General features: G+C 39.7%; 15 protein-coding genes. 10 read left to right on the plus strand and 5 right to left on the minus strand.

Annotated elements, in window-relative coordinates:
• Positions 1-22 precede the first annotated feature (22 nt).
• Positions 23-1,222 carry a sensor histidine kinase gene (locus tag AC6I5B_RS05005; RefSeq protein WP_004614576.1) on the minus strand — a complete coding sequence of 400 codons (1,200 nt, stop codon included), beginning with the start codon at positions 1,220-1,222 and terminating at the stop codon, positions 23-25.
• Positions 1,219-1,959, minus strand: coding sequence for a response regulator transcription factor (locus tag AC6I5B_RS05010; protein ID WP_004614575.1), 741 nt, complete (start codon positions 1,957-1,959; stop codon positions 1,219-1,221). The genes AC6I5B_RS05005 and AC6I5B_RS05010 overlap by 4 nt, the downstream gene beginning before the upstream one ends.
• 44 nt (positions 1,960-2,003) lie before the next feature.
• On the opposite strand from AC6I5B_RS05010, the gene AC6I5B_RS05015 reads away from it, so the two are divergent.
• The 4 genes from AC6I5B_RS05015 (at position 2,004) to AC6I5B_RS05030 (ending at position 4,953) form a co-directional block, all read left to right on the plus strand.
• Complete coding sequence (locus AC6I5B_RS05015; RefSeq protein ID WP_004058840.1) at positions 2,004-2,144, plus strand: CD1871A family CXXC motif-containing protein; 141 nt, start codon at positions 2,004-2,006, stop codon at positions 2,142-2,144.
• Positions 2,137-3,024: a 4Fe-4S binding protein gene (locus tag AC6I5B_RS05020; RefSeq protein WP_004614574.1), complete on the plus strand. Its 888-nt coding sequence runs from the start codon at positions 2,137-2,139 to the stop codon at positions 3,022-3,024. Before AC6I5B_RS05015 ends, AC6I5B_RS05020 begins: the two co-directional genes overlap by 8 nt.
• 42 nt (positions 3,025-3,066) lie before the next feature.
• Positions 3,067-4,008, plus strand: coding sequence for a TlpA disulfide reductase family protein (locus tag AC6I5B_RS05025; RefSeq protein ID WP_004614573.1), 942 nt, complete (start codon positions 3,067-3,069; stop codon positions 4,006-4,008).
• Positions 4,009-4,404: 396 nt separating this feature from the next.
• Complete coding sequence (locus tag AC6I5B_RS05030; protein WP_004614572.1) at positions 4,405-4,953, plus strand: hypothetical protein; 549 nt, start codon at positions 4,405-4,407, stop codon at positions 4,951-4,953.
• A 105-nt stretch (positions 4,954-5,058) separates the two neighbouring features.
• Here AC6I5B_RS05030 and AC6I5B_RS05035 read toward each other — a convergent pair whose 3' ends face one another.
• Positions 5,059-6,222, minus strand: a complete 1,164-nt coding sequence (locus AC6I5B_RS05035; protein WP_497773649.1) for an IS630 family transposase — start codon at positions 6,220-6,222, stop codon at positions 5,059-5,061.
• Between the two features lie 803 nt (positions 6,223-7,025).
• On the opposite strand from AC6I5B_RS05035, the gene bsh reads away from it, so the two are divergent.
• Positions 7,026-8,003 (plus strand): choloylglycine hydrolase, encoded by a 978-nt coding sequence (gene bsh / locus AC6I5B_RS05040; protein ID WP_004614568.1) that lies wholly within the window; start codon positions 7,026-7,028, stop codon positions 8,001-8,003.
• A gap of 189 nt (positions 8,004-8,192) precedes the next feature.
• On the opposite strand, the gene AC6I5B_RS05045 is transcribed toward bsh, so the two are convergent.
• Both AC6I5B_RS05045 and AC6I5B_RS05050 read right to left on the minus strand, forming a co-directional pair.
• Positions 8,193-8,882, minus strand: a complete 690-nt coding sequence (locus AC6I5B_RS05045) for an IS630 family transposase (protein WP_117787421.1) — start codon at positions 8,880-8,882, stop codon at positions 8,193-8,195.
• The gene (locus tag AC6I5B_RS05050) at positions 8,852-9,361 is read right to left on the minus strand and encodes a helix-turn-helix domain-containing protein (protein ID WP_004614566.1); all 510 of its coding nucleotides are present in this window, start codon (positions 9,359-9,361) and stop codon (positions 8,852-8,854) included. Before AC6I5B_RS05050 ends, AC6I5B_RS05045 begins: the two co-directional genes overlap by 31 nt.
• Positions 9,362-9,984: 623 nt before the next feature.
• Here AC6I5B_RS05050 and AC6I5B_RS05055 point away from each other — a divergent pair.
• The 5 genes from AC6I5B_RS05055 to AC6I5B_RS05075 all read left to right on the plus strand — a co-directional run bounded on the left by AC6I5B_RS05055 (position 9,985) and on the right by AC6I5B_RS05075 (position 14,545).
• Positions 9,985-10,137, plus strand: coding sequence for a hypothetical protein (locus AC6I5B_RS05055; protein WP_369123812.1), 153 nt, complete (start codon positions 9,985-9,987; stop codon positions 10,135-10,137).
• Positions 10,138-10,629: 492 nt separating this feature from the next.
• Positions 10,630-10,836 carry a hypothetical protein gene (locus AC6I5B_RS05060; RefSeq protein ID WP_009320153.1) on the plus strand — a complete coding sequence of 69 codons (207 nt, stop codon included), beginning with the start codon at positions 10,630-10,632 and terminating at the stop codon, positions 10,834-10,836.
• Between the two features lie 38 nt (positions 10,837-10,874).
• On the plus strand, positions 10,875-11,291 hold the full coding sequence (locus AC6I5B_RS05065; RefSeq protein ID WP_009320151.1) for a winged helix-turn-helix domain-containing protein: 417 nt from the start codon (positions 10,875-10,877) through the stop codon (positions 11,289-11,291).
• 389 nt (positions 11,292-11,680) lie between these two features.
• Entirely contained in the window at positions 11,681-12,112 is a 432-nt protein-coding gene (locus tag AC6I5B_RS05070) for a sigma-70 RNA polymerase sigma factor region 4 domain-containing protein (protein WP_004614559.1), read from the plus strand.
• Between the two features lie 396 nt (positions 12,113-12,508).
• Positions 12,509-14,545, plus strand: coding sequence for an ATP-dependent DNA helicase (locus AC6I5B_RS05075; RefSeq protein WP_238095055.1), 2,037 nt, complete (start codon positions 12,509-12,511; stop codon positions 14,543-14,545).
• The last annotated feature ends 21 nt before the right edge of the window (positions 14,546-14,566 follow it).

The raw sequence follows: 14,566 nt of genomic DNA on the forward strand, positions 1-14,566 counted from the left end.
ATTCATTCAAAAAACTTTCATTTTAGACTTGACTTTTAATAGTTAGTCTTTCTATACTCATTTTCACTTCAAATGTCGTTCCGCCCTGCTCATTTCCATGAACCTCAATCTCCCCGTCATGCACCTGCACGATCTCGCGTACCATTGCAAGTCCAAGACCTACACCGCCAATTTTTCGGCTTCTTGACTTATCCACCCGGAAGAATGGTTCAAAGATCCGCTCTCGGAATGTCTCATCGATTCCATTTCCTGTATCTGCAATCGTCAGAACAACTTCTTTCCTCTTTCGTTCTGCCGATACCGTAACTTTTCCATCTGTATGGTTGTATTTAATCGCATTTTCAACAAGGTTATAAAGCATCCGATAGATCAGTATATCACTTCCTGTCAGCATCAGACCCTCGCCTGCATTCTCTTCTTTTTCATCTACTGTACTCTGCGATTTCTGTATCAGTGTAACACCTTTTTCCTGTGCCAACGGTTCCAGATCTGCCAGCACTTCCTCGATTAGTCCACAAAGTTCGATCTTGTCATTGCGCGCTACTGTCTGTAACTCACTCATATCCAGAAGTGTTCTGACCAACTTGCTGAGACGCTCGTTCTGCTCTGTCACCATCTGGATCGTCTCTTGCGCCGCTTCCCCATTCTCCGGATTTTCTGACGCATGATAGAGGTCCAGTTGTGCTTGAATTAATGCCAAAGGAGTCCGCAGCTCATGTGCTGCATTCCCGGTAAACTGGCGCTGTGTCTCGAACGATTCCGACAGTCGCAAAAGCATCTTATTATAAGACGTACGAAGTATGTCCAGCTCTGCAATCTTATTCTCTTCGATCGTATAATCCGTCAGGTTCTGTGCCTGTACTTTTTCAACTGTCTCAGAAAACTCTCTGAGCGGTTTTAATGCACGGCCACTAATAAAATATGTCACCGCTCCACCAAGTAACGCTACAACACCTGTGATCAGTAGACTTCTGTTTCTATAATCGGATTTCGAATTATACACCTCCGTAGCAAATTGTGATGCAAAATTGTCCCACTCATTATCCGGAATCTCAATGTATAGTGCTTCCGGTGTTTTTCCCTGATCTGTAACTGTTTCCTGAAGTGTATCGATATAATAGACTCCATTCTTATATAAGAAAAATGTAAGGCATCCGCACAATACTGTGATCAACACTGTAGTAAGGATTGTCAGTCTCCACTGGAGTGATAATTTTCTCATGCTTTGCTATCTCCTCCTATCTTATAACCCTCGCCAATCCTATTTACAATCGGATCATAGCCAAGTCCCGCCTTGAGTTTTCTCCTCAGAGAAGACATATGCACACGAATAGAGCCGCTAAAACTATTCACAGAAGAATCCCAAACATGCTCAATCAACTCTTCCTGGCTGACCGGCCGGCCCTGATTCAGAAGAAGATACTCTAGAATCCCATTTTCTTTTCTCGTCAACGCAACCGGATTCTCTTCTGCATACGCCACTCGTTCTCTTATATCAAACCGAATGCCGTTGCATTCCAGGCAGACATTTTTCTGTATGAATTTTCGTCTCGTCAGACTTCTCACGCGTGCCTCGAGTTCCTGCAAATGAAATGGTTTTTCCATATAATCATTCGCACCTGCATCCAACCCTTCAATTTTATCTGCAATCTGACTTCTCGCAGACAAGATCAATACCTTTGTCTCTTCATCTTCTTTACGAAGTTCCCGAAGAATCTCCATCCCATCCACCCCAGGAAGATTAAGATCAAGCACGATCAGATCATACATTTCAGCATAAATCATATCCAATGCTTCTTCTCCGTCATTGCATACATCCACCTCATAGCCGCTCTGGTGCAGACTTTTCGCGATCATGTCACATAATTTCTTCTCATCTTCAACGACTAATAATCTCACTTTATTTTTCTCCATCTTCTTAACAGAAATTTTACACCTCCTATTGTATAATGCCAACATCGAAAAGTCAATAAACTGACTTTGAACATTGAAAGGAGTATTTTATGAAATCTGAAAAAGCATCACAGATTCTTTTACTTACAGCCGGTCTGGTTCTTTTCTTTGGCGGAATTTTCCGCGGCGAAGCCGCTGTAGTACTCAGCAAAGCAATAAAATTATGTATGGAGTGTGTCGGAATTGGATAAGAAAATGAAATCAAACAAAAACCCTCTGGTCCGCTTCCGCGGATGGATTCAGGCAGCTGCTACACTACTGACCAACATTCACATCCCGAATCTGTTTAAAGGGAAAATTTATCAGGGAAATGTAAAAACGATGTGCGTCCCGGGACTAAACTGTTACTCTTGTCCTGCCGCCACAGGTGCCTGTCCGATTGGAGCTTTTCAAGCCGTGGTCGGTTCTTCAAAATTCAAATTTACCTACTACATCACCGGATTTTTCATCCTGTTAGGTGTTCTGTTAGGACGGTTTATCTGTGGATTCCTCTGTCCGTTTGGATGGTTCCAGGATCTGCTGCATAAGATTCCGGGCAAGAAATTTTCCACCGCAAAACTGAAGCCTCTGCGGTATCTGAAATATGTGATTCTGGTCGTCTTTGTTATACTACTTCCGGCATTTGTAACCAATTCACTTGGTATGGGAGATCCTTTCTTCTGCAAATACATTTGCCCACAGGGCGTACTTGAAGGCGCAATTCCGCTGGCACTTGCCAACTCAGGAATCCGTGCCGCACTCGGACATTTATTTACATTTAAGTTCACAATCCTTGCGCTTTTCATCATCCTGAGCATCTTGTTTTACCGTCCATTTTGTAAATGGATCTGCCCGCTGGGTGCTATTTATTCACTGTTTAACAAGGTATCTTTTCTTAAGATTCAGGTTGATCATGAGAAATGTGTTGGCTGCCAGAAATGTAGTCGTGTCTGTAAGATGGATGTCAATGTAGTAGACACACCAAACCATCCGGAGTGTATCCGATGCGGAGAATGTATGAAAGCCTGTCCGACTGATGCAATCTGCTATCATTACGGATTTTCAAACAAAAAAAAGGCTGACAATAAATAAACTAAAACGAACAAAATAAAATTGAAAAGGAGATTTAAACTCATGAAAAACAAAACACTTAGAACAAACTCAATGAAATTAAAAAAGGTAATTGCTGCATCCCTTGCCATTTCTGTACTTTTTGCGTTTACAGGCTGCGGAAGCTCTTCCTCAACAAACAATACAAACACAAAACAGGAATCTTCTTCCACAACAGAAACTGGCAGCGCAGACGAGCTGAACGAAAAACTGAACGACCTTTACCAGCAGGAAAACCAGCTTTTTGCTGATCACAAAGATGCATGGGACAAAGCCTTTGGTCTTATGAACAAGAACGCTGCCGGTGATGCCATGAGCGAAAACTATGCTGATTCCCTCGCAAGCACAGTGGAATCTAACAAAGACTCTTTCTCTGAAGAAGAATATGAAACTCTGTGCAAAGACATCGAGACAATCCGCGGAATTGAAGAAGAAATTGCCAAGCTTGAGAAAGAGATTGCTGCATCCGATTCCTCTGACAGTTCTTCCTCCAAATCAGACGAATCCACAGCTGTATTCAAAGCTTTCAAAGGAAAAGATCTGGATGGAAACGATGTAGATGACAGTCTTTTCGCTAAAAACAAAGTTACAGTTGTAAACTTCTGGTTCAGTGGATGCAAGCCATGTGTCGGAGAGCTCTCTAAGCTGAATGAATTAAATGAGAAACTCAAAGAAATGGGTGGCGAAGTTGTTGGTATCAACACGGATACTTTAGACAACAATGAAGCGGGAATCAAAGAAGCAAAAGAAATTCTGAAAGCTCAGGGCGCTTCCTACAAGAACCTGACTTTCGATTCTAATTCAACAGTTGGAAAATATGCTGGAAACATCATGGCATTCCCTACAACCGTTCTCGTAGATAAAGACGGAAATATCATTGGCGAGCCATTCATGGGCGGAATCGATGATCAGTCAAACTACGATCAGCTGATGAAACAGATCCAGTCCGTACTTGACCAGAAATAATTTATCTTATAATTAAGGATTGTCAATTTTTACGTATAAATTTTGGAGAAATCTGTGGGTAGGGATGTATCCCCCAGTTTTAAGAAAAATGGATTAGATTATCAAAATATTGTTATTTTTGTAGGATATAATATCGATAGTCTTTCGTTAATGAAAAGCCTAATCCCCTAGCTATGTTGGGGAGAATGGAATAAGCAGAGGTGTGTGGGGGCAATAAAAAAAGGATCCTATGTGCTTGTGATATCCGTCTTTTAGGACGAGCAGTAACAGTAACCTTAGGAGAGCTGATAATAAACCACCATTGAATTGTGGGTGTAACTAGAAATTGAATTAGCAGGCCTCGATTTTGCCGGGCCGAAGATTCCAAGAGATTGTGATATATTTTGGAGGTAAGCTATGACGAAAATAGAAGAATTTGTAAAACTGATAACAGGACGATTTGATAATAAGGAGCAATTTGATGCAATGAAAAAGGCAGGAAAGACATACCCTTATGCACAGCACGTAAATACGGTTTGCAATGATAAAATTAAAAATCTTCCTGCTGATTTTAAGGGCATGTTTATTGTAGAAGAAAGTTATTATGAAAATGAAGGAAAGCGTCATGCGTCACCGCATCTTTTCTTGATTACAGAGAAAGAAGATAGAATTTTACTTTCATCCTATGAAATTCCAAATGGGGAAGATAAGAACACGTTTTCATATGAATTTATGAAAGAGGTGGAATATATTGAATTAAAAAAATCCAAAAAATTTACTCCTGCACTATATTATGAGAGAAACGGTGTCTGGGAGGGAGGCAGTACTAGTCAGTTCTCACCCGTTATGATATTTAAACTATGGGAAAAGTTTTCGGATACGTGTTTGGAAGTATTCGAAAGTATGGAAGTGAATGGAAAAAGAACATTTGGATATGACGTTCCGATTATCTATAAGAGGGTATAAAGTCTTTGTTTAACGGTTCGAAAATTCTGAAAATAAAGGAAGCAGTTCGAGTATAGCTAGTGTGCTGTATCGTTGATATTTAACATAAATTAAGTTGTTGATAGTTTAAATAGTTGCTGCTTCATCAGGATCAATTTCATCCATTTTATATGTCCAATGATAGACGATTGGCTCAGCATTGATTTCATCGAAGTAGCGGTATATTCGCTCTGCCAATTCATCCTTTGAATTAACACGAATGCCCTTTAACATCTGTTTTGTCATCTTGCTGAAGAAGCTTTCGATCATGTTCAGCCATGAGGTGTGTGTCGGTGTAAATACAAACACAAATCTGTCTTCCGGTAACCCTGCAAGATACCGGCGTGTTTCCTTTGATGTATGCGCTGAATGATTGTCCAGTATCAACCGTATTGTGTCACTTTTTGGGTATTTTGCATCGATAATCTTTAGAAACTCGATAAAATCAGAACTTTTGTGTGTCTGGCTGACCAACGGAATTGCATTCCCCGTCAGAAGATCAATTCCTGCAAGCAAAGACAGCGTTCCAAGCCGCACATACTCATAATCCCGGCGGATATACCCCTTTTCCTCTGTCGGATTATGATCGGGATATTTGTTGGCAACAGCCTGAATGCCGGGTTTTTCATCATAGGAAATAGTATGTGTCAAATGCCCATTTTCTGGTATGGTGATCGTTCCATCATCGCCAAACTGCATCTCAACCTGTTTGTAAACTAGGAGAACGTCATGCATCTTATTCTCAAAATCAGGGTCTTTCCGCTCAAGATAATACTTGATTTTGAATGGTTTTATATCCATCTTTTTGAGATATTTTTGAAGCCATGGTTTGGTAACTGTCTTTAAGCGTGGATAGCCAGCTTCTTCCGCATGTGCCTGTATGTGTTTGTGCAGTGCCGCCAGTGTCCATAATTCCGCGGCATAACCAAGATCGCAGGGCTTTTGGCAGGCTATACTGATAATCCATGATTTTGCATCGTCGGTAATCTCAACCGGGCGACCGGAACGGTCGTTATCAAATATGGCCAAATTAATTCCACCGTTGAGATAACGGTCAATACAACGCCGGACAGTATTTACACTAATGCCCAGGCCATCTGCAATGGCTTTGTCTGTTTTGGCTTCAGACTTCCATAGCAGGATGCGTGCACGGTCAACAACCTGTGCTTGGATAGTTCTGGTTTTAATCAGTGATTTCAGATAGGCAGATTCCTCATCTGATATTGTTATACTATAAGATAATGCTGGCATAATTGACCTCCGTAATTGTATTCATTAAGTCCATTATACCAGATATCGAAACTATCAACAACTTAATTTATGTTATACTAGAGCGGACATCGGACGCTATATCCACACTTACAACTAATGATTCTGCCTTATGTAGCTTAATGCATATATGGGTCAGGCAAATGTGATACCATTCTCCCTGGTTCCTTAGTAACTATAAACCATATCAGTTCATTATAAGAATCTTAGATTTTTGTCTTGACAACTAAACCACTATAGAGTATATTTGTGTGTTAAAGGAATTAAATATGAACATCACTGAAATAGAAACATATCGAAAAGCTCCATCACCTGCAAGTTTTTAGCAATCGATGATGCCAAAGAAAAAGAAATTGATCGGCAAATTCAAAAGTTAAAAAATATTAAAACCGTAATGCAAGAAAAGAAAGAGAAAATTGTTCTTTGTGAAACTTTATAAGATCAGGAAATCAGGGTTGAAGTATGCAAAGCAGAAAAACTATTACTTTATCCATATAATTTTTCAGAAGATGATATATCAAAAGCCATTTATCACTGAAAAGATACATGGGGAATTGAACAGATCCGGATGGGAATGGGAAGTTTTATTTCTCTTGAGCAGGATTAAATGATTTTGTAATCTCTGACGAAGAGGATTATATAACTAAGATCATGATTAAGATTGATGAAATTTCATGATGGATGATTATGTGTGAATTTGAAACAAAACAAAAGAAGTGTGCTATACTATTGTTCAGCAAAAATCTTATTGACATATTTCGAATTATTTAGGAGGATAAACGTTTATGTGTACAGCAGCAACTTATAAAACAAAAGATTTTTATTTTGGAAGAACACTCGATTATGAATTCTCTTATGGTGATCAGATAGTAATTACACCACGTAATTATTCGTTTCACTTTCGTCATGTTGGTGATATGGAACATCATTATGCAATTATTGGAATGGCCCATGTAGCAGAGGATTATCCTTTGTACTATGATGCGATGAATGAAAAAGGAGTAGCAATGGCAGGATTGAATTTTGTCGGAAATGCTGCTTATTCTGAGGTTCAGTCTAATGTGGAAAATATTGCACAGTTTGAATTTATTTCGTGGATTTTAAGTCAGTGTGCTTCTTTAGTAGAAGTTCGTGAGCTTCTTGATCGAATTAATATTGTTAATACTCCTTTCAGTGAACAACTGCCATTAGCACAATTGCATTGGATTATCTCTGATGAAAATGAATCAATTACTGTAGAATCTATGTCAGATGGTCTGCATATTTATGATAATCCGGTAGGAGTGCTTACGAATAATCCGCCATTTCCACAACAGATGTTTCAATTAAACAATTATATGTATTTATCCCCAAAGCAACCAGAAAACACTTTTTGCGAAAATTTGGCTCTTGATGCATATAGTAGAGGTATGGGTGGATTAGGTCTTCCGGGAGATCTTTCATCTTCCTCTCGTTTTGTGCGTGTAGCTTTTACAAAAGTAAATGCAATTTCAGGTGAATCAGAGGCAGAAAGTGTTAGTCAGTTCTTCCATATTCTTGGATCTGTGGATCAGCAACGTGGATGTTGTGAGGTGGCTGATGGAAAATGTGAAATCACTTTGTATACGTCTTGTTGTAATGTGGCAAAAGGTATCTATTATTATAATACTTATGAAAATCATCAGATCAGTGCAGTAGATATGCATGTGGAAAATCTGGATAATAACAAATTGATTTGTTATCCGGTAATTCAAGGAGAACGAATCAATTATCAAAATAAATAGTATTATAATGGTCTCATAAATTAAGACACTTTTTCGGAAATTTTTTAATGAATCTGATATACTAAAATCAGTATGAAAGAGAGGATTCATAATTATGTCCAGACAAAGAAGAAACTTTAGTGCCAAATTTAAATCTGTCCTAGTAATCTAGTGTGCTGTATCGTTGATATTTAACATTACTACTGCATCTTATTCAGATGCAGTAGTAAATGTCGGATACAAGGAATTCAATTTAATTCTTGCATCCTCCGTTCGAAATTGCCAGTTTACCTTTGCGGCTACGGTATTTCGTTCAACTTCCCATGCTGATAATTCCTTACGAAGATTTGAAATATTATCAATCCTTCTGTTCAAACATTGTCTGGTCATGACGTTAAGTTCGATTTCTGCAATATCAAGCCAGCTGCCATGTTTTGGTGTGTAGTGAATCTCCAACCGTTTCATGATTCTTCTGGCTTCATCAGCAGGTATTATAGCACTACAAGGGTAACGTTTGTACAATGATGCTGGTTTATGTGTATTAAGATTATCCATTACAAGAATTATTTTTTCTACATCTGGATACATGACATCGGCAAGATATTTGATTTCTTCTGCCCAGTCAATTGCAGTCCGATGTTCCCGAACACTTACATGATGAGCTCCACCAAGCGGTTCTACGAATGCAAAAATGCTGCATGTACCATTTCTGACATACTCAGAATCTACTTTCTGGTCATTGCCGGGGCGCATAGGAAGTGGGGATCTTGCCTCGCCAAGTAACTGATATGGTTTTTCGTCCATACAAACAACGGGGCGTTGTGGGTTATATGGAAGTTCGTATACATCGAGAACATCCTCCATACAAGCTATAAATTCTGCGTCCTCTCTTGAGGGAATGCACCAGTATTCATTTTTGTGAGGTCGAAGTTTGTTTTTTTTAAGGCTCTACGGATAGCATCTTTGCTAACCGGTGTATCAAGCACTACTTTGGCTTCTTTTTCCAGCAGACGCAAAGTCCATCTGGAATGACCTTCTGGAACAGGACCGCAGGCAAGTTCAATAATACGTGCTTCTGCACGTCCATCAAGGATACGCCTTGCATTGTCGGAATTGATATTTCTTTTGAACTCGGTAACCGCTTCAATGCCACCGGAAAAATATTTGGTCACTGTATTCGTTACAGTTGTCAGGCAAACACCATTTGATCTTGCGGATTGCTCATGGGTTAATACTTTCCCATGAGCCTCATCCAAATCAATAATAATCTGGCATCTGCTTCGAATAGTTTTAGATGTATTACTTTTGCGAATTATAGATTTTAATGTCTTCAATTCATCATCTGTAAGTTTAATGACATATTTTCTTGGTCTTGCCATATAAATCACCGCTGTTTTCTTTTATTTTAACATGAAGCGGCTATAATAGCTATAAATATTTAGTTAAATGTCAACAATACAGTACACTAGTGGGTTACTGAAAGAGTCGATTCATTTGATTTTTGCAGATAAAATTTGTATTATCATAACGCATGATTTAGAAATGGCATCTATTGCGGATACAAGTATAAATTTATCAGATTAATGGTTAAAAAGGATTTTAATTACTTCTTTTTAAAAGGCAATAAATATTTCTTTAGGTCTTGTAAAGAGACGGAAACTATTTTTTATCATTATGCAGAAAATCATGTGGAAGAATTAAAATTTAGGAACGAATGTGTAGTAAGTGGAAATGAGTTCAATGAGTTTATACTACGAAAATTCGATTATAACCTTGGAAGAATATATAGACCTTTTTTGCAGTACATACGTTAAAACGTTAAGTTTGGTAGAATGCCCATTATATTCTAAGCAGCTTATAACTTGGAAAAAATGAAAAAAGTAGTTTTACAAGGGGATATATAAAAACTTAAAAAAATCCACGGTGTTACGAATTGTACAAATCTTTTTGGAATAATTTGAAGTTTTTAATCGGAAACGGGAATTGGGCACCAATAGAGTATTTGATGCTTCCAACAAGTACTTATAATTGTCTTAAAAGACAAAAGTTTTGTTTTATCCAGAATTTAGAACAAAAATATAATTCTGTTGAAAAATTATGCTGTATCCGAAAAATGGGTGTGCATTCTTCTGAAATTGTGATAAAGGCACTGTAAAAATGGGATGATAAAGCAAAAAAACTATAGGTCACTCAATTCTGGAGCAGGAAAAAGATTTTTTGTGTCCGTGGGGAAATCGGTTTATGATGTAAAATGTAGATATTACAATACCGCTTTAAAAATAGTTCTGGGAGAATATGAAGAATACATATATAGGTGTTAAATTCAAATGCAGACAAGGAAAGATTTAACTATTCGTATATATATCAAAGACTTTTTCGATATGGAAATGTTTATTGGCTTATGGAACATCAATTGCGGGACTTGTAAGTAAATGAGGATAGGTCTTTGATGAAACTCATTTTATACCGGATGAAGCAATAATTCATGTGAAGTGCAGCAAATATTTTTTCTGGCGTTATTAAAAAATGAAAACTATTTTTATCATTATACAGAAAGTCATGTGGAGGAATTGTAATATGAGAAACAGAGAGATGGGGGTGTGAAGAAAAACAGAATTATAGTAATTGCTGATGAAGGAGAAATGACATGGGAAAGTTTGATTTTGTTGGAACAACGAGCAGAGTTTTATCAAATGAAAAGTATCCAGGATGCCCTTTCCAACCTGACAGTTTTCTCTTATCATTTGATTTTAATTGCAGTAAAACGAGAACTGGAAATAGTATGCCAACTTGTAGAAGCAATCCGAAAGCTGGTGATAACACCTATGATTGTTTTATTACCGGATCATTCTGAAATGCGAAATAAAATCATTTACTTGGGGGGGGGCAGATGTGGTATTGACACAACCGTATACAGCGGAAGAAGTCAGTCTGCAGTCGTATGCATTGATTCGCCGCTATACAGAATGGAAATCGGAAAGAAAAGAAGAAATCCCTGTTATGGTGGGAAAACTGAAAATCCTTCCACTTCAAAGAACAGTAGAATGGGAGCATAAAAGAATCCCTGTTGTAAAAAGGGAGTTTGATTTTCTGTATCTGTTAGCAACTACGCCGGGAAGAGTATATACATACAGTCAGATCTATCAACTGGTATGGCAGGAGTACCCACATGGGGATATTACAAATATTATTTACTGCATGGTACATCGACTGAAACAGAAATTGAAAAAAGTAGATGTAAATGCAGAGCATATAATCAGCAGTGTAAAAGAGGTTGGATATTGTTTAAAAGTATATAAGGAATCATAGAAGGCGGGTTTCTGAAAATGGAGCCTGCTTTTTATATGGCGAGATTTGGTTGTAACTGTAATAGAAAAGAAATGACAGGAAAACTGACAGTTATTTGACAGACAACTGACAGTCTGATGACAGATTCGTTTTGTATACTACTTCTTTATGTAAAAAATGGGCTTCGTTCCATGACATAAAGGAGCAGTGTATGTGCCGGAAAGAGCTACAAAAGAGAAAAACCTAACTTCATATGCAGCGTTTGGTGGTGTCGCAATTCAAAACAGGATTGCGGCATCTTTCTTTTTGTGGAGAAAACTCCGGTTCATACAGTCTTTTGCCTGTGAGAAGGCAAGGTCACCGCCACTCCGATTTGATTTCAAAAAAATTCAGATCGGAGGAAAAGAAAGGTGACATTTCATAAAGCAAAAGAAGAATCTAAATGGAAACAGTGGAAGGAGCAGGAGGAACGGATTTTGCGAAAATCCGGTGTCAGTGAAGAGGTAATCCAAAGACTTCGTGAATTAGACTGGCAGGACTTTAATGCGGAGCGGAGATTCTGGGAACATTTTTCTTCTAATCAAGAAGAATTATACACCAGGGAATTGGAAGAACCATCTTCAGTGGTGCTTAATATTCAACAGTTACTTGACAGTGTGGAAAATGAGCAACTGTTACAGGTTCTTTTGGAGTCGGATAAGAAAACACTGCAGATTTTACTTCTGAAGATGTGGGGATTTTCAGTTCATGAAATTGCAGGCCAGATGGGACTGCCGGAAAAGACCATTTATACACGGATTGAGCGATTAAAGAAAAAAATTAAAAAAGTTTTGAAGAAGTGAAGAAAAATGGGGTATCTCATCGGCTCTATATATGAAAGGGGTAATTGCCCCTCGTTCCTTGATAACCACATACCAGCATTACAGGTACGTTCCCAAAGATAGAAGCGTGACAGCATAAGCGCCAGGACGGATGGGGACAAGCACTGCTGGATTGTTATGGAAAGGTCTGTCCAAAGACTATGGCGGATCATTTCGTGAGAAAACTGTCAGTGCCTGTTCTCATTCTGAGCGACTCCTTATAGCTGTGAATGGACTTTCGCAGGTCTTTCGCCAGGAGCATCGGAGGGGGATAATGATACGAATTTCTTCCCATAAGGAAGAGGATGGACTCTAAGTTGTAATCAGCAAGACTTTCAGAAAATCTGCGAGCGGTGCCAAGCGAAGCATCCGCCTGTAATGTTCCCTACCATAGATGTGGTGTGGCAGCCGGGGAGTCGAGGACAAATACGGTACCAAAGAAAAGAAGAAACGATAAGAAATCAAAAAAGAGCGCATCAGGAAGTGGAGAAGATCTTCCGGGTGCTATTTCCGGAACAGGGACTGGCAGTCAGGGAAGAGCAGATCCGTCTATGCCATGAAATGCTGGATACTCTGCTGGGAGAACAGATTGCCTTGTGTGATGCAGGGGTAGGAATTGGGAAGACCTATGCCTATCTGGTAGCCTGTGTATTATTGCGGAAGTATTCCATGCTGACAGGGCGAGGAAATCCATTGGAACAGCGCCCGGTGGTGGTGTCCACCTCCAGCATTGCATTGCAGAAAGCCATTTTAACAGAATATATTCCCTTTTTGTCCAGGGTGCTGCTGGAGCAAGGAATCATTCAGTCCCCGCTTCGGGCAGTGGTGCGAAAAGGGAAAGAACACTTTGTCTGTGACAATAGGCTGGAACAACGAATCGAAGCAATCCGCCATAAACAGAAGAATGCTGTTCAAAAAGCAGCATTACTGTCCTTGCGAAAGCATTACGATATGGATAGCGTAAAGAATCTGAGCGGGTTTGACAGAAGGCTGGTCTGTGTGCCGAAATTCTGTCCAAGAGAATGTCCGGGCAGGCAGATGTGCCGCTATCAGAGATATCTGGAAGAATCCAGGAAACAGGATGTGTTCATTCAAATCTGTAATCATAATTATTTACTGGCAGATGCATATCACAGAGCAGAAGGATACAAGCCTTTATTGTCTGATTATCGGACGTTGATTGTAGATGAAGCTCATAAGTTACCGGAAGCGGCAAGGCAGATGTTTGGAAAAAACCTGTGTATGGATGATATCCGGGAAATAGCATATTATCTGGAACGGGAGCATCAGAAAGAAGAGGCAAAAATCCTGCGGACAGTCATGCATGACGCATTGCATGTTGTTGGTGCAGAACACCGAATTGGAAAAGGAATCCGGGAAACGTTCCGTAATACAACAAATAGTGTGGTTTCTCTGTGGGAAGGCGTAGAGATGCTGGAATTTCTTTTAGAAAAGCTGGAGCGAAGTGTTCCAAAGTGGATATGGAACCGGCTGGAAGAAGCAAAGGATGTGCTGGAGTGTTTTTGTAGCAGCGATGAGAAATATGTTCGTTATCTGCATTTGGATACAGAGCAGCTTCCCGTTTTGTGTGCAGCTAGCCGGGAAATCCCAGGACTGCTCCGGAAGATGTTATGGAACTGGGAAGAAGGAATGTCCGCCATCTTGACCAGTGGGACACTAAAGGCAGGAACAGGCTTTTTACGCACCAGGCAGATCACCGGGCTGGAGGGAAGGGCAGGAGTGCAGGAATATGTGGCAGAGTCCCCTTTTTCCTACGAAAAGAATTGTCTGCTATACCTGCCAAAGACGTTGGATCATTGCAGGAGAGGAAGCCGGGAAGAGGCGGTGATGGTGGCAAACCATATCCATTCTCTGATCTGTTCCACTTATGGGCATACGCTGGTACTGTTTACTTCTTATACACTGATGGGAAGTGTGTATCAGATTTTAAGAGATAGCCTGCCATTTCCCATGGTGGAAGTATGGAGACACTCCCAGGAAGAAATCCTGCGCTTTAAGACCATGGAGAATGGGGTACTGTTTGCAGCAGGCTCTTGTTGGGAAGGAGTAGACTTTCCGGGAGATATGGTGTATTCCCTTATCATTGTGAAACTGCCCTTTGCAGTGCCGGATCCCATCAGTGAAGCAGAGAAGGAAACCTATGATTCCCTGGAAACCTATATTCAGTCCATCATTGTGCCGGATATGCAGAAGAAACTGCGCCAGGGATTTGGGAGAGCCATTCGTACAGAAACTGATACTTGTGTGGTGTCTATTTTAGATATTCGGGCGGTAAAAGGCGGCAAGTATCACGAAGATGTGATGTGTGCGCTTCCGTCCTGCCGGATAGCAGAAGAGTTGAAAGAGGTACAGGATTTCATCCGCAGCCGGAAAGGTGTAGAGTATTATTTGTAATAGGCAAAATTCTCTTTCCAG

It is taken from the genome of Faecalimonas nexilis (assembly GCF_059731825.1).